Origin of the sequence: Mesorhizobium sp. BR1-1-6 (assembly GCF_020165355.1) — a bacterium.
GTDB lineage: Bacteria > Pseudomonadota > Alphaproteobacteria > Rhizobiales > Rhizobiaceae > Mesorhizobium.
Genome location: NZ_JAIUHZ010000013.1, coordinates 82,321 through 103,866 on the forward strand (window position 1 = coordinate 82,321; position 21,546 = coordinate 103,866).

Consider the following 21,546-nt stretch of genomic DNA (forward strand, 5'->3'; position numbering starts at 1 on the left):
CGATGAAAGAAAACAACCTTCTCGCGGAGCTTGCCGCCTATCTGTTCTCCCATTCCGACAAGGAAACGGGCCGAACCCCGTCGGAACGCGAACTGGCGGAGCATTTCGGCGTCAGCCGCGGCCAGATCCGCGAAGCGCTGGCCATTCTCGAGGCCATGCGCATCGTCGAGCGCAGGGCCAAGTCCGGCATCTATATCGACACCAAGCAGGCCAGCGTCGAGGCGCTGGCGCTGTTCGCGCGCGCCGGCCTGCCGCTCGATCCCTTGCAGATCTACGAGACGGTCGAATTGCGCAAGATCCATGAGATCAAGGCCGCCGAACTTGCATGCTCGCGTGCCACCGAGGAGAATTTCGAACGGCTGCGCGAGATCCTGAAGGCCTCGGAAGAACGCATCGCGGCAGGCGAAGGCCTCGCCAAGGAGGACCGCGAATTCCATCTCGAGATCGTGCGCGCCACCAAGAATGGCGTCTTCCACAACATCTGCAGCGTTTACTATTTGATGGGCGAGCAGCGCCTACCGATCTACTTCAACGATCCGGAGCGCAGCGTGCGCTCGCATGCCGAACACATCCAGATATACGAGGCGCTGCTGCGGCGCGACGGCAATCTCGCCCAGGCGCTGATGAGCGCCCACCTGCAGGGCGCGGAAAGCTACTGGAAGGGGCTGATCGAAGGCCTCGGGGCGGCGTCGCAAAACCCGACGCTCGAACAGGCCTGACGGGGATGACGCGCATCCTGTCGACGCACAGACTGCATCCGCGCGCCGCGGCCATGCTGGCGGGGGCGGGTGAGCTTGTCGTCGCCTCGGCCATCGATCCGGGCACGCTGGCCGCCGAGGCGAGGAATGCCGACATCGTCATTGTGCGCGCGCCCCTGCCGCCACTGTTGTTCGAGGGTGCCACCATGTTGCGGGCAGCGATCCGCCATGGCGCCGGGCTCGACATGATCCCGATGGAAGCAGCGACCGCGGCAGGTGTGCTGGTCGCCAACGTGCCGGCGGTCAACGCACGCTCGGTGGCCGAGCATGTGATGTTTGCAGCCCTCGCCCTGCTTCGGCAGTTTCGTGTCGTCGACCGCGACCTGCGCGCCAAGGGCTGGCTTGCCGGTCGCGAGCACGCCAATTCCAACATCGAGCTCGCCGGCAAGACGATCGGCATCGTCGGTCTCGGCGCCGTCGGACAGGCCGTTGGCCATATCGCCGCGCATGGGTTCGACCTGAAAGTGGTCGCAACGACCCGCAGCATGCAGCCGGCGCCGGACAAGGTCGGCTTCCTGTCGATCGACGCGCTGGTCGAGCAGAGCGACATCATCGTCCTGTGCTGTCCGCTGACGCCGGAAACGCGCGGCCTGATCAGCCGCGAACGCATATCGCGCATGAAACCCAACGCGCTGCTGATCAACGTGTCGCGCGGGCCCGTCGTCGATGACGACGCGCTGATCGAGGCCTTGCGGGAGCGCCGCATCGGCGGTGCCGCGCTCGACGTGTTCTCGACGCAGCCGCTGCCACCGGATCATCCCTATTTCAGCTTCGACAATGTCGTCATCACCCCGCACATGGCCGGCATCACCGAGGAATCGATGATGCGCATGGGCGTTGGCGCGGCCGGCGAGGCCCTGCTGGTCCTGGCAGGCAAATTGCCGGTCAATCTGCGCAACCCGGAAGTGGTCGGGCATTATCGGCGACGGTTTCCCGCCGACAGCTAGACCATCGCCGTTTCGCCCCAATTCTTCGCGACGCTGGAGCCATGTCCGTTCTCCGCCTCGCATTCCTGTGCCTTGCCACCACTTCAGCGGGCCTGCTGCCCTCGCTCGCCGCGGCCGAAAGCAGCTATGTCTATTGCGACAACGGGCTGCGCTGCTTCAAGGCTCCCTGCCCATCGAACAGCGTGCTCGACCTCGCCACCGGCAAGATCATCAAAGGCGTGTCGATCGACACCGGCGGATTGCCGACGAAGGACAAGGCGATGGTCGAGGCGTCGGATGCGCTCTCTGCCGGCAAGATTGTCGTCAGGGGATCGATCGAGCGACGCACCCAGACCATCACCGGCAAGCAATACAGCCTGCCGTGGCTGATCGCGACGGCCGTCGAGCGCGCCGCCAAGGACAGCGAACGCAAGCACTGCTCTTCACACTGACATTCGGTTCAGTCCCGATCAGCCGCCCAGCAATCTCTCCACTTCAGCGGCGATGCTCAGCAGACGGCGGTCGTGGCCGTGGCGCGCCACCAGCATCAAGCCGGCCGGCAGCGCCATGCCTGGTATCGGCAGCGAGATCGCGCAGAGATCGAACTGGTTGGCCACCTGCGTGTTGCGCAGCAGCAGGCCCTCCGTGCGATCGCGCAGACCGGCATCTTGCGCCAGGGAGACGATGGTCGGCGCTGTCACCGGCGTGGTTGGCAGGGCCAGCACATCGACCGACGTCAGCCGCTCATCCATGGCGGCGGCCAGCACGGCACGGCGACGCAGTGCCCTGATGTAAACCGGGGTCGGCAGCATTGCCGCCCGCGACAAGGGTCCGCTCACATGCGGGTCAACCGGCACCGGAGAGCCCGCCGCCAGCCAGTCTGCATGCACTTCGGCCCCTTCCATCGCGGCGATCGAACCGCGTTTTGTGACCGCGCGAAGGTCGGCGATCAGGTCGTCGATCGACAGGTCCGCGACCCGTGCGCCGGCCTGCTCGATCTTGCCGAGGCAGCGCTCGAACGCTGCTGCCACCGCGCCTTCAGTCTCTCCGAAAAGCACGCCGCGCGGGAGACCGATGCGCAGCCCCGCAAGGGCGAGTGGCGCAGGCAGCGCCAAGTCCTCGCCCGCCATCACCGCATCGGCTGCGGCGCATTGCGCCACGGTGCGGGCGAGCGGGCCGACCGAGTCCAGCGTGGCCGACAGTGGAAAGGCGCCTGTGAGCGGCACCCGCCGCGCCGTCGGCTTGAAGCCGACGACGCCGTTAAGTGCCGCCGGAATACGGATCGATCCGCCAGTGTCGGAACCGATGGAGATTTCGCTCGTCCCCTCGCCGACGGAAACGCCGGCGCCGGAGGAAGAGCCGCCGGGAATGCGGTCGGCATCGGTCGCGTTGCCAGGCGTGCCATAGTGCTGGTTGTCGCCGATGGCGGTAAAGGCGAACTCGGTCATGTTGGTCTTGCCGATGATCACCGCGCCGGCTTGCCGCAGCCGGCGCACAATCATGGCGTCGCCAATTGCCGGCGCAGCATCCTTGAGCAGCAGTGATCCGGCCGTGGTCGCCTCGCCGCAGACATCGAACAGGTCCTTGATCGAAATGATCGTTCCGTCGAGCGGTCCGAGCCTCACGCCGGCCCTCCGCCGCGCGTCGGCGGCATCGGCTGCGGCTCGCGCGGCTTCGATATAGAGTTTCGTGAACACACGTTCTTCACCGGCACGGGCGGCGAGACGCGCAAGGGTAGTTTCCAGGTGATCGCGGACGGATTGCATCTTCGGTGTCGGACTCCGGACCTCTGGGACGTCTTAAGCTTAGCAGCCGGCGCGTGGCGTGCCGAGACTTAACCCGGCGCGGGCGGTTTTGCACCCCTGGCGGACGCAAGGAAGAGAACGATGCTCTACAAAGGCAGCTGTCATTGCGGCAAGGTCGCCTTCGAGTTCGAGGCGGAACTGACCGGAGCCGTGCGGTGCAATTGCTCGATCTGCTCGCGCAAGGGCGCCTTGCTGTGCGCCGTTCCGCATCAGGCGCTGCGGGTGCTGGCCTGGAGCGACGAGATCGGCACCTACACATTCGGCAACCACGCCATCGCGCACCGCTTCTGTCGCACCTGCGGCATCCATCCTTTCGCCGAGGATGTGCGCGAGGGGAGTGAACGCAGCGCCTACATCAACGTCAACTGTGTCACCGATGTCGATCCGTCCGCCTTGTCGATCTTCGACTTCGATGGGCGTTCAGCCTGAGTTTCGCCGGCAGCCTGCCGCGTCTGCCTGTCAGCGACGCCGCCATCGCAAAGGCAACGGCCCGAGAACCATGATGGTTCTCGGGCCGTTGCGCAAGTCAGGGATGCTTGTCGGGAGAGCCTACTCGGCGCGTTTTGGGCCGAGCAGAAACACCACGACTGCCGCCAGCAAAGTCGCCACGCCGCAATAGGCGAAGGCACTGGCGACGCCGGCATGATCGACCAGCAGGCCGCCAAAGACGGCGCCGAGCGCAATCGCCACCTGGAAGGTGGAGACCATCAGGCCGCCGGCGCTCTCGGCTTGATCGGGCGCGGCCCGCACCAGCCATGTCTGCAGCCCGACCGGCACCGCGCCGAAGGCAAAGCCCCAGGCCGCCACGGCGGCGGCGGCGATCGCCGGCGAGGCGCCGAAGACCAGCATCAAGGCGGCGGCCACTGCGATCAGCAGGGGTGCCAGCGCGACGGCGGCCTTGAGATTGCGTTCGGCCAGGATGCCGCCGGCGATATTGCCGAAGAAGCCGCCTATGCCATAGGCCAGGAGCACCAGCGAGATTGTCTCGATGCCGAGCATCGGGATCTTCTCGAGGAAGGGGCGCACATAGGTGAAGCCGGCAAAGTGCCCCGAAGCGACCAGCAGCACGACCAGCAGCGCCACCCTGATCGACGGGCGCTCCAGCACCTCGAGCAAGGTGCGGAAACTTGCCACGCCCATCGGCGGCAGTTTCGGAATGGTGGCCACCTGCACCAACAACGCCAGCGCGGCGACGACCGTGGCGATCATGAAAGCCGTGCGCCAGCCCCAGATATCACCGACATAGGCGCCGACAGGGGCGGCGGTGACGGTGGCCAGCGAAACGCCGGTCAGGATGATCGACATGGCGCGTGGCATCAACGGCATCGGCACCAGCCGCAACGCCATGGCCGCCGACATAGCCCAGAAGCCGCCGAGCGCAACGCCGAGCACGACGCGGGCAAGCAGAAGCATGGGCAGCGATGAGGCAAAGGCGGCCAAAAGGTTCGAGGCGATCAGAAACGCGGTCAGCATCCACATCACCAGCCTGCGATCCATGCGCCGTGTCATGATCGCCATTGTGGGGGCGGCAATGGCGCCGACGATCGCGGTCGCGGTGACCGCTTGTCCCGCAACGCCTTCGCTGACGCCGAGATCGCTCGCCATCGGCGTCAACAGGCTGGCGGGCAGGAATTCCGCCGTAACGAGACCGAAAACACCAAGCGCCAGCGAGACGACGGCGCCCCATGCCGGCTCTGTTCGTTCCTCCTGATCGACAGTGTTCAATAGGGCGGCGTCGACGACGCCCGTCGCGGGTTCGGCCATGGTCAGTCTCCGATGAAGTTGCAGCGCAACATTTGGCTGCACTGCAACATAGGGAGTGACGGCCTGGAGTTTCCATGCTAGAAACACCATTATGTTTGACCGTTCGTCCAAAATTCCGACCACTGGCGATCCGCTGACCGACATATTGCGCGGGCTGCGTCTCGACGGCGTCGACTACGCCCGTTGCGAAATGCGGGAGCCTTGGGGCATCCAGTTTCCGGCCCAGGCAGCGGCGCGATTCCACTTCATCGGCCGCAAGGGCTGCTGGCTGATGCAGCCCTCGGGCGAGTGGGTCGAGCTCAAGGCGGGCGACGCGGCGCTGCTGCCGCGTGGCGCAGCGCATGTGCTGGCAAGCGAACCGGGCACCAAGGCTTGGCCGATCCAGGGCTACGCGGCCGAAGAAGTCTGCAAGAACGTCTATTGCATGTCCAATGAAGCCATGTGCCCCGATGGTCGCTGTCCGGGCACGCTGCTGTTTTTCGGCAGCATGTACTTCAACATCGATGGCCTGCATCCCCTGCTCGGCATGATGCCTGATGTCATGCGCGCGCATGAACTCGAAGCTTATGAGCCGGGTATTCCGCATCTCCTGGACTCGATGGCGCGTGAAGTGACGATGGAGCGCGTCGGCTCCGGCGGCATTCTGGCGCGGCTCGCCGACGTCCTTGCCGCCACCGTGATCCGCTCATGGGTCGAGCGCGGCTGCGGCGATTCAAGCGGTTGGATCGCGGCGGTCAGGGATCCCGACATCGGGCGCGTTCTGGCCGCCATCCATCTCGAACCGGACCGCGACTGGACCGTCGAGGCGCTCGCCAGGATGATGGGCGCCTCGCGATCGGGCTTTGCCGAGCGTTTTGCCACCATTGTCGGCGAGACGCCGGCCAGGTACGTCACCCAGGTGCGCATGCACCAGGCCCGACAATGGCTGGTGCGCGATCGCCAGAAGATTTCCGTCGTCGCCACACGCCTGGGTTATGAGTCGGACGCCGCCTTCAGCCGGGCCTTCAAGCGCGTCATCGGCTCGGCTCCCAGCCACCTGCGTGCCGAGGAACATGCTGAGATCCGCCAGGCCGGCTGAAGCGCCAGGCCGTGACTCCAGGCTGGAGCAATTCCGTCCGGAATTGCCCGAAGAGGTACAGCAGTTCAGCGTTTCCGTGGGACGCTGAACTGCTGTAGGAATCGGCATGGACTTGACCTCGCCCAACGACACTGTGCCGGCCCCGGGGGGTGCGTTGACCGAGATGTTGCGCGCGCTGCGCCTCGAGGGCGTCGACTATGGCCGCTGCGAACTGGGCGCGCCTTGGGCCGTGCTCTTTCCGGTGCAGAAGGCGGCGCGGTTTCACTTCATCGGCCGTGCCGGATGCTGGCTGCTTTCGCCACTAGGCGAATGGATGGAACTGAAAGCCGGCGATGCATTGCTGTTGCCGCGCGGCGCCGAGCATATCCTTGCCAGCGCACCCGGTGTACAAGCCGAACCGCTCGAAAGCTACAGCGTCGAGCCCCTGCAGGACAATGTCTACGCCGTCTCGAACGGCGGCCATGGTGCAAAAACGCTGCTGTTCTGCGGCAGCATGCACTTCAACCACGATGGCTCGCATCCACTGCTGGCCATGATGCCGGATATGCTGCGCGCGAAGGAGCTGATGGCCGGCGAGCCAGGCATCCCGCATTTGCTGGAAGCCATGGCCGACGAGGCGACGAGGAACCGGGCCGGCTCCGGCATGATGCTGGCGCGGCTGGCCGATGTATTGGCCGCAGCCATCATCCGCTCCTGGGTGGAGAACAGCGCCGGTGACATCACGGGTTGGATCGCGGCGATCAAGGATCGGGACATCGGCCGCGTGCTGGTCGCCATTCATCGGCAGCCTGACAGGAACTGGACCGTCGAAGCGCTGGCCCGCGAGATGGGCGCCTCACGGTCGGCTTTTGCCGAACGTTTCACGGCCGTCGTCGGAGAGACGCCCGCAAAATATGTCGCCGGGGTGCGCATGCATCAGGCAAGACGGTGGCTCGAGGAAGAAGGGATGCGGGTGTCGGTGATCGCCGCCAGATTGGGCTATGATTCGGAAGCGTCGTTCAGCCGGGCCTTCAAGCGCATCGTCGGCAGCGCGCCCAGCCATTTGCGCGCCGCGGGCGGCGGCTCGGGAAAAGGCTAAATCAACGCTGTTTGCAGTGGCGATTTCCGGCCTGGATGAATTGCCAAGTGTTCCGGACAGAATGCCATTCCCGGTTTGGCCATTTGCAATAGCTTGTCATCCAACAGACGAGCGCCGGCGGCAAGTCGGCCCGAAGAGGAGAAGCGATGCCAAATCACTTAAAAATCCTGACGCTGGCTGCAATGCTCACTATCCCCGGCCGTGCCTTCGCCCTTGAGGACAGCTATCTGCCGGCCAGCAAGATTCCCTATGTTTCCGAGGCGCCGGACCAGCCGCAGCGCCTCGGTCCGCTATGGGGAGAAAGGGCCAAGGGCCCCGCGGGAACCTTGCTGAAAATCCCGGGCAACTGGCGCGCTCCTGTTCACGCGCACACCGCCGATTATCGCGCCGTGGTGATCCAGGGCCTATGGGCGCACTGGCAGATGGAAGGCGGCGAGGCGAGCAAGGTCGAACTGCCTCCCGGATCCTACTGGACCCAGAAGGCCAATGAGATGCATGACGACGCCTGCCTCTCGGACACGGAATGCGTGATCCTGCTGATCAACACCGAGCCCTATGAGACCTACCTGCCGAAGTAGAGGTGCGGGACGGCTGTCCGGCCGACATTGCTGCGGGGGCTTAGAACTCGGGTTGACAAGACCTGACCACAGCCGGTCCCGCTGTGCCAGTTTCCCATGATAGGAATTTTTTCTTGACTGGGTGAAGGCAACTATGGTAGATATTTGGTTATGGTGCTGAGTTGCGCCAGGGACCCGCCGCACAGGCGGGTTTTTCCGTTCAATGCTTCATCAACAGCGCACCGACGAAGGCTCCGGAGGGACCCGTTAACCCGGATTCCTTGCCCTGCCGCAAGGCGGGCTTTTTGTTTAGGGCGCTGTCCGGAACATCGCATTCGCGATATTCGCCTCATCCGGCGTGCCGCAAACTCACGCCGCTGCCCTTGTCGAACAGCACCACCTTGTCCGGATTCCAGGCAAAGCGCACCGGCTGCTCGATCGCGACATCGGTCCGCGCCGGCACCGTGGCGCGCAGCGTGGTCTCGCCCACGCGCAGCGTCAGGATCTTTTCCACGCCATGGTTTTCGACGTCGTGGACGCGCGCCTCGACCGGCGCACCGCTCTCGAGATAGACGTCCTCGGGGCGGATGCCGAAGACGAGCGGGCGACCGTCGGTCGCCGCACTCGCCTTGGCTCCCCCTGAAAGCGGCAATTCGAAATTCAGCGGCGCCATGACCGCACGATCGTTGACCACCCTGCCGTCGATGAGGTTCATCGGCGGCGAGCCCACGAAGCTCGCCACATAGGTGTCGCGCGGATTGTTGTAGATCTCATGCGGCGTGCCGGTCTGGACGATGCGGCCATGGTTGAGCACGCCCACCTTGTCGCCCATGGACATCGCCTCGATCTGGTCGTGGGTGACGAACAGGAAGGTGGCGCCGAGCTGCATCTGCAGGTTCTTCAGTTCCGTGCGCAGCGCCTCGCGCAGCTTGGCGTCGAGCGCCGACAGCGGCTCGTCCATCAGGAACACGCGCGGCTTGCGCACGATGGCCCGGCCGATCGAGACGCGCTGCATCTCGCCGCCCGACAGCCGGTCGGTCTTGCGGTCGAGCAGATGCTCGATCCTGAGCGTCCGCGCCGCGCGATCGACGCGGTCCTTGATTTCGGCGTCGGGCAGCCGCCGGATCTTCGGCTTCAGCGGGAATTCGAGGTTTTCGCGCACCGTATAGCGCGGGTAGAGCGAATATTGCTGTAGCACCAGCGCCACGTCGCGCTCCGCGGCGCCCCAGTCGGCAACGTCGATCCCGTCGATGAAGACCTGGCCCTCGCTCGGCCTTTCCAGTCCGGCGATCAGCCGCAGCGTCGTTGTCTTGCCCGCGCCCGTCTCGCCGAGCAGGACGAAGAACTCGCCATCGGCGATGTCGAGGTCGAGCCCGGTCAGGGCCGTGTGATTGCCGAACGTCTTGGAGATGTTCTTGAGCTGGATATGGGCCATCAGAGTCTCACTCCGAGCGACTTGCCGCTCGCCGCGTCGAAGAAATGCGCCTGTGTCGGATCGATCCTGGCGAACACCCTCTCGCCGGGACCTGAAATGAAGCCGCTCTTGGTGCGGGCGCGCAGCATCTTGGAGCCGACTTTCAGGTCGACGATGTCGAACGAGCCGAGCGGCTCGACGATCTGCGTCTCGACCGCCATGAAGCCCTCCGCCGCCTCACGGCTGATGAGGACGCCTTCCGGCCTGATGCCGAGTGCCAGCCGGCCGCCCGCATGGCCGTTCAGCTTCGACAGGAGCGCGCGCGGGAATTCGAAACCGGTTGGCGCATCGCCCACCGTCACCGAGGCCGACGAGGCTTTTTCGGCCACCGCCGCGTCGGCCACGTTCATCACCGGACTGCCGACGAATTGCGCGACGAAGAGGTTGGCCGGGTGCGAATAGACCTCGTCGGGGGAGCCGACCTGCTGGAGAACCCCCTCATGCATGATGACGATGCGATCGGCGAGGCTCATCGCCTCGATCTGGTCATGGGTGACGTAGATGGTGGTCGAGCCTTGCTTGATGTGCAGCCGCTTGATCTCGGCCCGCATCTCCTCGCGCAGCTTGGCGTCGAGCGCGCCGATCGGCTCGTCCATCAGCATCGCTTTCGGCCGCCGCACCAGTGCCCGGCCGATCGCCACGCGCTGCATGTCGCCGCCCGACAGCGCCGACGGTTTCTTGCCGAGCAGGTCCGTGATTTGCAGCGTCTTGGCGACCGAGCGAACTTCCTGGTCGATTTCGCTCTTGCTCTTTCGCGTGGCGCGCAAGGGAAAGGCGATGTTCTCGTAGACGCTCATATGCGGGTACAGCGAGAACGACTGGAAGACCATGGCGATGTCGCGATCGGCGGCCTTCAGATGCTGGATGGGCTTGCCGTCGATGAGGATGTCGCCCTCGTCGATCGTCTCCAGCCCGGCAATGGCGCGCAGCGTCGTCGTCTTGCCGCAGCCCGACTGGCCGAGCAGCACGATGAACTCGTTGTCTTCGATCTTGAGGTTGAGGTCCTTGATGACCTGGACGGCGCCGAAGAACTTCTGGACGCCGCGAAGCTCGATCTGGGTCAATGCTGCGCTCCCGGATTTCGCTGCGGATCGCCTGACTGGCCGGTTCCGGCTTCCTCTTGCGGTGCGATCTTGGAGGTGATGTTGAAGCCGATCAGGCCGATCAGGATGATGGTCAGCCCATAGCTGTGCAGCAGCAAGTTCCAGGGCTGGCAGAGCGCAACGATGCCGAGCACCATCAGCACCTGGCTGCCTGGTTCCAGATATTTCTGGTTGATGGCGCGAAAGCTCATTTGCGGATCGCTCCGAAGGACATGCCGCGCAACAGGTGATTACGAAGCAGGAAGGTGAAGATGGCGACAGGAAGCAGGAACAGGAAAGTGCCGGCGGCGATCACCGTCCAGTCCGGCAGGCCGGAGCCGACCTGGCTCGGGATGAACGGCGGTGCCGTCTGGGCGCGGCGATTGGTCATGATCAGCGCGAAGGCATATTCGTTCCATGCCGTGATGAAGCAGAATACGGCCGTGGCGGCGATGCCGGTGGCGGCTTCGGGCAGCACGATCTTGAAGAAGGCTTCCATGCGCGTATAGCCGTCGACGAGCGCCGCTTCCTCGTACTCCTTCGGGATCTCGTCCATAAAACCCTTCATCAGCCAAACCGAGAAGGACAGGTTGAAGGCGGTGTAGAGGATGATCAGCCCGATATGGGAATCGTTGAGGCCGACCGCCCGGTACATCAGGAACATCGGGATCGCCACCACCACGGGCGGCAGCATGCGGGTCGACAGGATGAAGAACAAAAGGTCCGCCTCGCCTTTGACCCTGAAGCGCGAGAAGCCATAGGCGGTGAATGTACCCATGCCGACCGCCAGCACCGTCGAGGTGATCGCGACGATCAGCGAATTCATGAAACGGTTCGGATAGCCCGACCATTGCACCTGGCCCTTGCCGTCGCGCACGATCTTTTCGCCGCCGTCGAAGACGACGCGTTCCCACCAGGGCGCCGCCGCGTATTCTTCCGGCGAAGGCGGGCTGCGCAATTGCGAGCGCTTGGTGAACAGCTTCACGAAGGGCGATATCTCCGGCTGGAACACGACCGTCGGCGGGATGGTGGTGGCGAGATTGCGCGGCTTGAACGCCGTCGAGGCGATCCAGTAAATCGGCGCCAGGAAGATCACTGTCGCCACCAGCACGGCGACGATTGCGACGCGGTTGAGGGCGATCTCGGAAGAAGTGCGGACGGCGGCCATCTCAGCGCTCCTTCACTTTGTTGAGATATTTGACGTAGATGTTGGTGATGGCCAGCACCATGATCAGCACGATGTAGGCGAGCGCGCAGGAGCGCCCGGTCTGCCATTCCTGGAACGCCATCTTGTAGAGCCGGATCGAGATCAGTTCAGCCGTCGGCTGGGTGGTCAGGATGTAGGCCAGATCGAAGGTCTTGAACGCTTCCATGGTGCGGAAGATGACGGCGATCATCAGGATCGGCGCGACCAGCGGCAAGGTGATGCGGAAGAAGGTGTAGAACGGACCGGCGCGGTCGATAGCGGCGGCTTCGTAGAGGTGCTTCGGCACCGCCGAGAGGCCGGCCAGCGACAGCAGCATGACGAAGGGCGACCACATCCAGATGTCGGTCAGCGCCACCGCGTAGAGTGCCATCTTGGGGTCGGCCAGCCACTCGAAATTGCCAAGCCCAAGCGCATAGTTGATGACGCCCCATGACGGATCGTAGAGCAGTTTCCAGAACAGGCCGACGACGGCCATCGACAGCATCATCGGCAGCAGCAGCAGGGTCGTCAGCAGCCCCTTCAGCGGGATGTCGCGGTTGAGCAGCATCGCCACGCCGAAGCCGACCAGCAACTGTCCGGCGACCGAGATGATCACGTATTTGGCGGTGATCGCGAAGTTGGACCAGACATAGGGGTCGCTGAGCAGGTCGCGGTAGTTCTGCAACCCGACGAAATTCGCCGGCGCGTTGGTCGAGGCGCGGAAATCGGTGAAGGAATAGCCGAGCGAATAGATCAGCGGAAAGATGTTGAAGACGATCAGGAACAGGATCGTCGGGATGATGAAAAGATTGCGGATCGAAATATCGCTAAGGCCACGCGCGGCCGCGCGTGAAGATCTGTCCAGCGTGGTGATCATCGTGGTCGCCAAGACCCTGCTCCCGCTTGAAGAAAAAGAAACGGAGGAGGCATGAGCGCCCCCTCCGTGGGACATGAACGATTATTGGCCGCGACCGTATTTCTTAAAAGTCGCGTTCCAGTCGGCGGCCAGTGCGTCGAGCGTTTCCTTGGCGGTGCCTTCGCCGCCGATCATGTAGGGATAGACGCGCTGGTTGAGCTGCTGGAGCAGTTCGGCATATTCCGGCACCGCCCAGAAATCCTTCACCTTGAACATGGTCTCGTAGAAGGCCTTGTTGTAGGGCGTCGCATTCTGGAACTCTTCGGACTTGAGCACGGCTGCGCTGCAGGTGTAGCCGCCGAGTGCCGCCCACTTCTTCTGGGTCTCGTCCTTGATGAACCATTCGAGGAACTTCATCGCCTCGTCCTGCTTCTGCGAGTAGGAGACGACGGAGATGCCCTGGCCACCGAGTGCGGCGAACTGGTCGCCGTTCGGCCCGGGAGGATTGGCGAAGAAGCCGGTGTTCTTGGCGTTCGGGTTCGACGCCTCGTTGATCAGCGAGGGGAAGAACGCGAAGTAGTTCATGCTCATCGCGGCCAGGTTTTCGGTGATCGCCTGGTTGTCCTCGACGAAGAACGACTTGGCCCAGCCCGGAGGCGTGAACTTGTAGAGCTCCTTATAGGCGTCGAGTGCGGCGACAGCCTTATCGGAGTTGATGAAACCGTCGACCTTGTAGGTCGAATAGTCACCCAGTTCGCCGCCATAGGAGAACAGCGCGTTCTCGAAGCCCATCGCCATCGCGTCATAGGAATTGTCGGTGTAGATGGCGATGCCGTATCTCTTCTGGTCCGGCCGGTGGAAGAATTCGGCGATGTCGCGCAGTGCCTTGAAATCCTTCGGCACGTCGAGGTCGTAGCCGTATTTGGCCTTGAAGGCTTCCTTCTCCTTCGGATCCTCGAACCAGTCCTTGCGATAGGACCAGCCGACGGCGTCGCCTTCGAGCGGGATGGCCCAGTACTTGCCGCTGTTGCCGGGATATTCGGCGTAGTACTTCACTGTCGCCGGCGCCATCACCTCGCCGAGCTTGTGCTTGTTGAAGAAGTCGGTGAGGTCGACATAGTGGCCACCGGTCGAGCCGGCGCCGAGCCACTGCGAGTCGCCGACGACCAGGTCGTAGGCATCGCCATGAGCGTTGAACTCGGTGAAGGCCTTGGTCTGGAAGTCGGCCCAAGGCGTGGTCTCCACCGTGATCTTGACGCCGGTTTCCTTCTCGTACTCGTTGCCGAGTTCCTGGAGGTAGTTGGCAGGATCCCATTCCGCCCAGAAGATGGTGAGCGATTTGTCCTGGGCGTAGACGGATGTTCCGCAGGCAAGTGTCAAGCCGATACCAGCAAGCAAGCTGGTCACTATCTTGCGCATGATGTTTCCTCCCTTGTGCGCATTCTACCGTATCAAGCGAACCGGCAAACGGGGCCGGCCCTGGTAGTTCCTCCCTTGGTCGCGCCTTCCGGTTTGGAGCCTCCTCGCCCGTCCGGAAATGGATCGCAGCCCTCACTTTCGATCCGCTTTTCTCCTTTGATCTGGTATTACCAATTTTGAAGCTCCGTCAAGCCCTTTCTTGAGCAATGGTGACAGCTCGAAGTCTCGAATTCCAGCCTTATCTGCCTGTTTTTCCTAAATTTTCCTACTCATTGATAGACATCGGCCTTGTTCATGCTTCAGCATTGCGGTTAATATCGGCAACCAGTATGCAAATCTGGTAGAACCAGATACCTGCTATTTCGTGACCCTTGTTGGTTCGATCGCTTGTGCTTCGGACACTGATTCCGCGATCGCCGCGCGCACCAGGGCGACCGCCGCCCACTGGGCAACGGACATCGTCCGGCGACCGTCCAGTCCCCAGATGTCCTTCAGCACGATAAGCACCTCGACGCCGAAGATCAGCGACAGCGCCTGCGCCAGCCGCTGAAGGTCGCGCGGCGGCAGCCGGCCCTTGAGCGGAGCGAGCGCGTCCTGAAGCAACTCGACGCGGTGGCCGCGCTTGAAGGTCGGTTCGCTGCCCAAAGTGCCGGCCTGGCGCCGCGCCCACTGATCGAGCGACAGTTTCAACGCCGCCTTGAATGTGGCCTCGAAAGCCTCGATGCGCGGCATGGCCGTATCGAAGAGCTCGGCGACGCGGCGCTCGGCATCGGCAGAGGTGGATTTCCAGGTGAGGATCGGCCCGAGCCCCTCGTTAACCACTGCCTGCACCAGTGCCGCCTGGCTCGGAAAATACCGGTAGGCGGTGGCGCGGGACACCTGCGCCGCCTCGGCAACCTCGCTGACCGAAGGTGTTGCGCCTGCCTGCATCAGCTTCGTCGCCGTCTCCAGCATCAGCCGTTTCGTGCGCGCGCGCGGTCCACGCTCTGGTCCCCCGGCGGTGTCGTCGCTTGCTGCGGCGTGTTGACGTGAGACATCCATACCAATATGATACGCGCGTCTCAAAAAATTGCAATGACCTCCTCGTTTTCGGAATGGCTAGGTTGACGCTCTGTAGAGCACTGAGCCTCTGGGTGACTTGGACCGGCAGAGGGAGGCATCGATGAAGCGCATTTATGTGGTGGGCACCGCGGACACCAAGGGTGAGGAACTCGCCTTCCTGGCCGACGCGATCGCCGCCACGGGTGCCGCTGTCTGCCGGGTCGACGTCGGAACGCGCGGCGCGAGCGTGCCGGTCGACATTGCCGCTGAGGATGTGGCAGGCCACCATCCCGGCGGGCGAGACGCGGTGCTCGCCGGCGATGACCGCGGCACCGCGGTCGCCGCGATGGGCATTGCCTTCGCTCGCTTTGTCCAATCGCGAAACGACATTGCCGCCATGATCGGCATCGGCGGCGGCGGCGGCACGTCGATCATTAGCGCAGGCATGCGCGCGCTGCCGCTCGGCCTGCCCAAGATCATGGTCTCGACGCTCGCTTCCGGCGACACCGCGCCCTATGTCGACATCTCGGACATCGTCATGATGCCGTCGGTGACCGACATGGCCGGGCTGAACCAGCTCTCGCGTGTCGTTCTGCACAATGCGGCCCAGGCGATATCGGGCATGGCCGCCAGACCGCCGCCGCCGCCCGAGGGGAAGCCGTCGATCGGCCTCACCATGTTCGGCGTCACCACGCCGTGCGTGACGGCAATCGCGGATCAGCTCCGTTCGACCTATGACTGCATGGTCTTTCACGCGACCGGCACCGGCGGCCGCAGCATGGAGAAACTGGCCGACAGCGGCCTGCTGTCCGGCGCCATCGACATCACCACCACTGAGGTCTGCGATCTCCTGTTCGGCGGCGTGCTGCCGGCGACGGAGGATCGTTTCGGTGCCGTTGCCCGCACCGGCCTGCCTTATGTCGGCTCGGTCGGCGCGCTCGACATGGTCAATTTCTGGGCGCCTGCGACCATTCCGGACCATTATCGCGGGCGGCTGTTCTACGAGCACAACCCGAACGTCACGCTGATGCGCACGACGGCGCAGGAATGCCGCAAGATCGGCGAGTGGATCGGCACAAGGCTCGCCCACTGCAAGGGGCCCGTGCATTTCCTTGTCCCGGAGAAAGGCGTCTCGGCGCTCGACATCGAAGGCGGCGCCTTCTTCGACCCGCAAGCCGATGCCGCCCTGTTCGAAGCCATTGAGCGCAGGATTAAGCCGAACGCGACGCGCCGGCTGACACGCCTGCCGCTGCACATCAATGATCCCCGATTCGCCAAGGCCGCGGTCGCGGCTTTCCTCGAAATCGCCAGACAGTGAGATCCAAGACATGCCGGCAATACCGCGCAAGGACATACTGAAGAAATTCAGGGGGATGATCGACAAGGGCGTGCCGATCGTCGGCGGCGGCGCTGGCACCGGCCTGTCGGCCAAGGCCGAAGAGGCCGGCGGCATCGACCTCATCATCATCTACAATTCCGGCCGCTACCGCATGGCCGGTCGCGGCTCGGCCGCCGGCCTGCTTGCCTATGGCAATGCCAATGAGATCGTCAAGGAGATGGCCTACGAGGTGCTGCCGGTGGTCAGGAAGACGCCGGTGCTGGCTGGTGTCAACGGCACCGATCCGTTCGTCATCATGCCGCTGCTGCTCTCCGAACTGAAGACGATGGGTTTTTCCGGGGTGCAGAATTTCCCCACCATCGGCCTGTTCGACGGCAGCATGCGACAGAGCTTCGAGGAGACCGGCATGGGTTTTGGGCTCGAGGTCGACATGATCGCCGAAGCCCGCAAGCTCGACCTTCTGACCACGCCCTATGTCTTCAACCCGGACGAGGCGCGCGCCATGACCAGGGCCGGCGCCGATATCGTCGTGGCTCATATGGGCGTGACGACGGGGGGCTCGATCGGCGCCACCTCTGCCAAGTCGCTCGACGATTGCGTGGTCGCCATCGACGCGATCGCCGAAGCGGCCCGTTCGGTGCGCAAGGATGTCATCCTGCTTTGCCATGGCGGACCGATCTCGATGCCGGACGACGCCCGCTACATCCTCGAACGCTGCAAGGGCCTGCACGGCTTTTATGGCGCGAGCTCGATGGAGCGGCTGCCGGCGGAAGCGGCGATCGCCCGGCAGACCGCCGATTTCAAGGCCGTTACGCTTGGCGGCCTGAAGACGACCACGAAGAAAAAGAAGGGATCATGAGAATGACCGACAAGAGCAAGGTGTTCGTCTACCCGAAGGATGTCAGCGCCTTCGGATTCGACTGGGGAAAATTGTCGCTGACGGTCGCTCCGGAAGTGAACGGCGCGACCCGCTTTTCCGGCGGCGTCGTCGACCTGCCTTCCGGCAAGGGCCATACCCGTCATAACCATCCGGGCGCGGAAGAAATCATCTTTGTCATTTCGGGCCATGGCGAGCAGATGGTCGAGGACGAGCAAGGCAATCCGGTGGTCGAGAAGGTCGGCCCCGGCTGCACCATTTACGTGCCGGAGAGCCGCTTCCACTCGACGCTCAACACCGGCGACGGGCCGATGCAGCTGTTCGTCGTCTATTCGCCGGCAGGGCCGGAACTGGGATTGCGCGAACTGCCGGATTTCAGGTTGCTGCCGGCCGGGAACTCCCCTCCCTCGCGACTTTGAGGCGCCCTTCCGATATGCTATCCAGCATGCCTCCTTGAGAGAGAAGCGATGACGCGTTTCAGTCCCCAGGAATTCGTGGAAAAGCTCGCAACGGGCAGCCTGCCGGATGGCAACCCGGCCATGACGGTTGGCGGTATTGTCAAGGCCAACGACGCCGACCCGTCAACGCTTCTCTTTTCGACCGATTTGTCCTGCGAATCCTGGATACCCGTGCCGCTGAGCTTGATCCAGACGGTCGAGCAGGTACGGACGGTCAACTGCAAAGACCATAAGCATCCGCTGGTCAAGATCGCTTTTACACCGCCCTCGCCGGATCAACGTGACATCAATGCCCTGCTTATGATCATGGCCGGGCTTCAGAGCCAACTCTCCTGGTTCCATCGCAACGCCAAGTCCGGCAGTCCGTGGGCGTCAACGTTTGCATCCGATTGCGCCGTCGTCTCCGCATCCGAGGGGCTTACCATATGCTGCACCCAGACGATCGACGGAAGATTGGAAGTCGTCTGCACTGGAATGGTTTAGTGCCTGTCGCGCAAAAGTGACTTCTGTTTAGCGGCAACGGCAAAGCGCCGCGCATGAATTCGTTTCGACGCGACGCGCCTTAGAGACAATCGAGACCGGCACGCTCATTTGTAACGTGGCAGGTTACATGCCACCCCGGTTCCATGCCCGACCCCGATCCCCGAACATCACATAGCCGGTATCGGTAACCGCCACCGTATCCTCCAGCTTGATGAAGCCGCGCGTCGGGTGAAGCATGGTCGTCTCCACCGATAGCACCATGTTCCTCTCCAGCGGCTTGCCCGCATAGGTGCCTTCATAGGTCACCGGATGGTTGGTCATCAGGAACGGCGCCTCATGCGTGATCAGCCCCATGCCGTGAGCGAAGAAATCCGTGTAGGGCGCGACCTTGGATTTTTTCAGCACGCCTTCGGCATGGGAAATCATGTCACCACCCAGCGTACCCGCCTTTACCTTCGAGAACGCCGCCTGCTGCACCGCCTCGACTTCGGCCAGCAGGTCCTCCAGCTCGGCATCCGGGTCTCCGAGAACCCCCATGCGGCAGAGGTCGCCGATATAGCCATGATAATTGCCGCCGGAATCGATCGACAGCACTTCACCCTTTTTCCACGCCTGCGGCGACGCCGCGCGGTTGTGGCTGGAGCCCAGCGTCAGCAGGCAATATTCGAAATGCGCGCCGCGATTGGTCTCCTCGCGGCGAAGCTGTTCGATCATCTCGCTCTTGGTCGTGCCTTCGCGCGCCCATTGGATGGTGGCCAGCATGGAATCGGTGATCAGTTCGGAGGCGATCCGCAGTTTCTCCAGCTCGGCCTCGGTCTTGATGGCGCGCATGCGCTCCAGCATGTCGGTGGCATCGACCAGCTTGGCGTCGGGGAGCGCTTTGCGGATCAGGGCATAGGCGTCCGACGGCAGGAAACCCGGCTCGATGCCGATGCGAGCGTCGCCCTTGCCGATCTTGCGCACATGCTCGACAGCGAGATTGGCGGCATCGAGCGTGCCCCAGCAGGCGGCATGCAGCGTCGGCGTCCAGAACGGGTGGTTCTGGTGTTCGCCACCCTCCATGCGGTTGCCGATATAGGCGGCGTGGTCCGGTCCGCCTTTTTCGTAGATCACGATCGGCAGGTACCGGCTGTGGCCGATCGCATCCATGGCGGCGAAGAAGATGAACTTGTAGCCGCCGAGCAGATATTGGGTGTTGTGCTTGGAGGTCGCGAGCAGGACGTCGATATCAGCCTCTTCCATCAGGCCATCGACCCTGGCGTGGTCGAATGGGATGTCGCCGACGGCACTCTTCTCCGGAGCTATGTTCATTGTCTCTCTCCCTGAATGTCCGCGCGGATCGGCTGGATCGCCGGCTGCCCGATCCCGATAGGTCTTCCGACTTCGGGTCAAATCTGCACCATTTTCGCCCATCTGGTCCAGCCAGAAACAGGCTCGCACAGCTGAATGGCCGTCGCCGGTGCCCATAATGTGAGGTGCATCGGATGACCTGGTCTTACCAGGTCAGGTTTATCGACCACTCTCCCGTAACTGGTCCAGCGAACAAAAATTTCAAAGCCACGCCACGATGCGCCAATTCCGTCTCTGGCGAAAGCCACGGCAAGGCCCATAATCAAACGTGCATGGAAACGCCCGAAAGGCCTCCGTGCAAGATATGAGATAGAGGGGGAATAGGATGATGTCGGAGTTCAGGATTTCACGCCGCACGGTGCTTGCGGGCTCTGCCGTGCTTCTGGCCTCCACCGCGATGCCGGCCTTGAGCTGGGCGCAGACGCCGAAGAAGGGTGGCCGCCTGGTGCTCGCCGCCGATTCCGAGCCGCGCAACCTCAACCCGGCCATCGTCGCCTCGAATGGCGTCTTCTTCATCTCCAGCAAGATCGTCGAAACGCTGGCCGAAGCCTCCTTCGATGGCAAGGACGGGCTTGCACCACGCCTGGCGGTCAGTTGGGAAGGCGCCGCCGACGGGCTGTCGGCGACCTTCAAACTGCGCGAAGGGGTCAAATGGCATGACGGCAAGCCGTTCACCTCGGCCGACGTCGCCTTCTCGGCGCTGCAGATCTGGAAACCGCTGCAGAATCTCGGCCGCACCGTGTTCAAGGATCTGGCCGCGGTAGATACCCCTGATGAATTGACCGCCGTGTTCAAATTCGCCAAGCCGACGCCCTTCCAGCTGATCCGCAACGCTCTGCCGGCGCTGAGCAGCGTGGTGCCGAAGCACGTTTACGAAGTTGGCAAGATCGAGGACAACCCGGCCAACAACGCGCCCATCGGCACCGGCCCGTTCAAGTTCGCCGAATACAAGGCCGGCCAATACTACCGGCTGACGAAGAACACGGATTATTGGGGCAAGGGCGAGCCCTATCTCGATGAGATCATCTACCAGGTGCTGCCCGACCGCACTTCGGCGGCGAGCGCGCTGGAAGCAGGAGAGATCCAGCTCGCCGCCTTCTCCGCCGTGCCGCTGGCCGATCTTGACCGCATCTCGAAAGTGCCGGGCCTGAAGGTGATCACCAAGGGCTATGAGGGACTGACCTACCAGCTCGTCGTCGAGATCAATCATCGTCGCAAGGAGCTCGCCGACCTGAAGGTGCGCCAGGCGATCGCGCATGCCATCGACAAGGATTTCGTCGTCAAGACGGTGTTCCTCGGCTATGCCGCCACCGCCACCGGCCCGGTGCCGAAGAACGACCCGCAGTTCTATACCGCCGACGTCCCGACCTATGCCTTCGACGTCGCCAAGGCCAATGCGCTGCTCGAAGAGGCCGGGTACAAGAAGGGCGCCGACGGCAAGCGTTTTTCGCTGAAACTGTTGCCGGCTCCTTATTTCAACGAGACCAAGCAGTTCGGCGACTATCTGCGCCAGGCGCTCGCCGCCATCGGCATCGACGCCGAGCTCGTCAACAACGATTCCGCCGCGCACATCAAGGCCGTCTACACCGACCACGCTTTCGACCTCGCCGTCGGCCCGCCGGTGTTCCGCGGCGACCCGGCGATCTCCACCACCATCCTGGTGCAGAGCGGCATTCCGGACGGCGTGCCGTTCTCCAACCAGGGCGGCTACAAGAACGATGCGCTGGACGCGCTCATCGCCAAGGCGTCCGAGACGCTCGATACATCGGCCCGCACCAATCTTTACAAGGAGTTCCAGAAAGAGGTGGCCGCCGACCTGCCGCTGATCAATGTCGCCGAATGGAGCTTCATCAGCGTCGCGCGCGAGACGGTCGGCAACATCGCCAACAATCCGCGCTGGGCGGTATCGAACTGGGCGGACACATATCTGGAATCGTGACAGTATTTCGCGGATGAACGTTCGCGAAATCATCGTAGGCGTTGAGTTCTACGAGGCCCCCCTCTGTCCTGCCGGA

At 63.3% G+C, this 21,546-nt stretch carries 22 protein-coding genes; 12 read left to right on the forward strand and 10 right to left on the reverse strand.

All coding sequences use genetic code 11. The features are described from left to right. Positions 1–2 precede the first annotated feature (2 nt). Genes LB545_RS21950 through LB545_RS21960 form a run of 3 tightly spaced genes read left to right on the forward strand, consistent with a single transcriptional unit; the run spans position 3 to position 2,136 of the window. Positions 3–719 (forward strand): FadR/GntR family transcriptional regulator, encoded by a 717-nt coding sequence (locus tag LB545_RS21950; protein WP_140500383.1) that lies wholly within the window; start codon positions 3–5, stop codon positions 717–719. A 5-nt stretch (positions 720–724) separates the two neighbouring features. Continuing rightward, positions 725–1,705: a hydroxyacid dehydrogenase gene (locus LB545_RS21955; protein ID WP_224705843.1), complete on the forward strand. Its 981-nt coding sequence runs from the start codon at positions 725–727 to the stop codon at positions 1,703–1,705. A gap of 41 nt (positions 1,706–1,746) precedes the next feature. Then, entirely contained in the window at positions 1,747–2,136 is a 390-nt protein-coding gene (locus LB545_RS21960; protein WP_140500387.1) for a hypothetical protein, read from the forward strand. Positions 2,137–2,154: 18 nt separating this feature from the next. On the opposite strand, the gene LB545_RS21965 is transcribed toward LB545_RS21960, so the two are convergent. Continuing rightward, entirely contained in the window at positions 2,155–3,450 is a 1,296-nt protein-coding gene (locus LB545_RS21965; protein ID WP_140500389.1) for an amidase, read from the reverse strand. Between the two features lie 120 nt (positions 3,451–3,570). Between LB545_RS21965 and LB545_RS21970 the strand changes: the two genes are divergently transcribed. Next, positions 3,571–3,918: a GFA family protein gene (locus LB545_RS21970; protein WP_140676627.1), complete on the forward strand. Its 348-nt coding sequence runs from the start codon at positions 3,571–3,573 to the stop codon at positions 3,916–3,918. A gap of 120 nt (positions 3,919–4,038) precedes the next feature. Here the strand turns inward: LB545_RS21970 and LB545_RS21975 are convergent, their stop codons facing one another. Continuing rightward, positions 4,039–5,253, reverse strand: coding sequence for an MFS transporter (locus LB545_RS21975; protein WP_224705845.1), 1,215 nt, complete (start codon positions 5,251–5,253; stop codon positions 4,039–4,041). Positions 5,254–5,344: 91 nt separating this feature from the next. On the opposite strand from LB545_RS21975, the gene LB545_RS21980 reads away from it, so the two are divergent. The 3 genes from LB545_RS21980 to LB545_RS21990 all read left to right on the forward strand — a co-directional run bounded on the left by LB545_RS21980 (position 5,345) and on the right by LB545_RS21990 (position 7,987). Further along, positions 5,345–6,331 (forward strand): AraC family transcriptional regulator, encoded by a 987-nt coding sequence (locus LB545_RS21980; RefSeq protein WP_140500395.1) that lies wholly within the window; start codon positions 5,345–5,347, stop codon positions 6,329–6,331. A gap of 106 nt (positions 6,332–6,437) precedes the next feature. Further along, the gene (locus tag LB545_RS21985) at positions 6,438–7,409 is read left to right on the forward strand and encodes an AraC family transcriptional regulator (protein ID WP_140566001.1); all 972 of its coding nucleotides are present in this window, start codon (positions 6,438–6,440) and stop codon (positions 7,407–7,409) included. Between the two features lie 146 nt (positions 7,410–7,555). Then, positions 7,556–7,987 (forward strand): DUF4437 domain-containing protein, encoded by a 432-nt coding sequence (locus tag LB545_RS21990; RefSeq protein ID WP_224705847.1) that lies wholly within the window; start codon positions 7,556–7,558, stop codon positions 7,985–7,987. 328 nt (positions 7,988–8,315) lie between these two features. On the opposite strand, the gene LB545_RS21995 is transcribed toward LB545_RS21990, so the two are convergent. From LB545_RS21995 to LB545_RS22025, 7 genes are all read right to left on the reverse strand, one after another. Continuing rightward, positions 8,316–9,401: an ABC transporter ATP-binding protein gene (locus LB545_RS21995; protein WP_140500400.1), complete on the reverse strand. Its 1,086-nt coding sequence runs from the start codon at positions 9,399–9,401 to the stop codon at positions 8,316–8,318. After that, positions 9,401–10,504, reverse strand: a complete 1,104-nt coding sequence (locus LB545_RS22000) for an ABC transporter ATP-binding protein (protein ID WP_140500402.1) — start codon at positions 10,502–10,504, stop codon at positions 9,401–9,403. The genes LB545_RS21995 and LB545_RS22000 overlap by 1 nt, the downstream gene beginning before the upstream one ends. Then, entirely contained in the window at positions 10,501–10,734 is a 234-nt protein-coding gene (locus tag LB545_RS22005; protein WP_140513808.1) for a hypothetical protein, read from the reverse strand. Before LB545_RS22005 ends, LB545_RS22000 begins: the two co-directional genes overlap by 4 nt. Then, entirely contained in the window at positions 10,731–11,690 is a 960-nt protein-coding gene (locus tag LB545_RS22010) for a carbohydrate ABC transporter permease (RefSeq protein WP_140500406.1), read from the reverse strand. The genes LB545_RS22005 and LB545_RS22010 overlap by 4 nt, the downstream gene beginning before the upstream one ends. 1 nt (position 11,691) lies before the next feature. Further along, complete coding sequence (locus tag LB545_RS22015; RefSeq protein ID WP_140500408.1) at positions 11,692–12,597, reverse strand: carbohydrate ABC transporter permease; 906 nt, start codon at positions 12,595–12,597, stop codon at positions 11,692–11,694. Positions 12,598–12,666: 69 nt separating this feature from the next. Then, positions 12,667–13,983 carry an ABC transporter substrate-binding protein gene (locus tag LB545_RS22020; RefSeq protein WP_140500410.1) on the reverse strand — a complete coding sequence of 439 codons (1,317 nt, stop codon included), beginning with the start codon at positions 13,981–13,983 and terminating at the stop codon, positions 12,667–12,669. 357 nt (positions 13,984–14,340) lie between these two features. Beyond that, the gene (locus tag LB545_RS22025) at positions 14,341–15,024 is read right to left on the reverse strand and encodes a TetR/AcrR family transcriptional regulator (RefSeq protein WP_140632865.1); all 684 of its coding nucleotides are present in this window, start codon (positions 15,022–15,024) and stop codon (positions 14,341–14,343) included. A 121-nt stretch (positions 15,025–15,145) separates the two neighbouring features. On the opposite strand from LB545_RS22025, the gene LB545_RS22030 reads away from it, so the two are divergent. Genes LB545_RS22030 through LB545_RS22045 form a run of 4 tightly spaced genes read left to right on the forward strand, consistent with a single transcriptional unit; the run spans position 15,146 to position 18,181 of the window. Next, positions 15,146–16,342 carry a Tm-1-like ATP-binding domain-containing protein gene (locus tag LB545_RS22030; protein ID WP_140558328.1) on the forward strand — a complete coding sequence of 399 codons (1,197 nt, stop codon included), beginning with the start codon at positions 15,146–15,148 and terminating at the stop codon, positions 16,340–16,342. Positions 16,343–16,352: 10 nt separating this feature from the next. After that, positions 16,353–17,222, forward strand: coding sequence for a phosphoenolpyruvate hydrolase family protein (locus tag LB545_RS22035; protein WP_140500416.1), 870 nt, complete (start codon positions 16,353–16,355; stop codon positions 17,220–17,222). 2 nt (positions 17,223–17,224) lie between these two features. Next, positions 17,225–17,659 (forward strand): cupin domain-containing protein, encoded by a 435-nt coding sequence (locus LB545_RS22040; RefSeq protein WP_140522601.1) that lies wholly within the window; start codon positions 17,225–17,227, stop codon positions 17,657–17,659. 48 nt (positions 17,660–17,707) lie between these two features. Continuing rightward, on the forward strand, positions 17,708–18,181 hold the full coding sequence (locus LB545_RS22045) for a hypothetical protein (protein ID WP_140500419.1): 474 nt from the start codon (positions 17,708–17,710) through the stop codon (positions 18,179–18,181). Positions 18,182–18,304: 123 nt separating this feature from the next. Here the strand turns inward: LB545_RS22045 and LB545_RS22050 are convergent, their stop codons facing one another. Then, positions 18,305–19,492 carry a M24 family metallopeptidase gene (locus LB545_RS22050; RefSeq protein WP_224705849.1) on the reverse strand — a complete coding sequence of 396 codons (1,188 nt, stop codon included), beginning with the start codon at positions 19,490–19,492 and terminating at the stop codon, positions 18,305–18,307. A gap of 367 nt (positions 19,493–19,859) precedes the next feature. Between LB545_RS22050 and LB545_RS22055 the strand changes: the two genes are divergently transcribed. After that, the gene (locus LB545_RS22055) at positions 19,860–21,470 is read left to right on the forward strand and encodes an ABC transporter substrate-binding protein (protein WP_224705851.1); all 1,611 of its coding nucleotides are present in this window, start codon (positions 19,860–19,862) and stop codon (positions 21,468–21,470) included. Positions 21,471–21,546 lie beyond the last annotated feature (76 nt).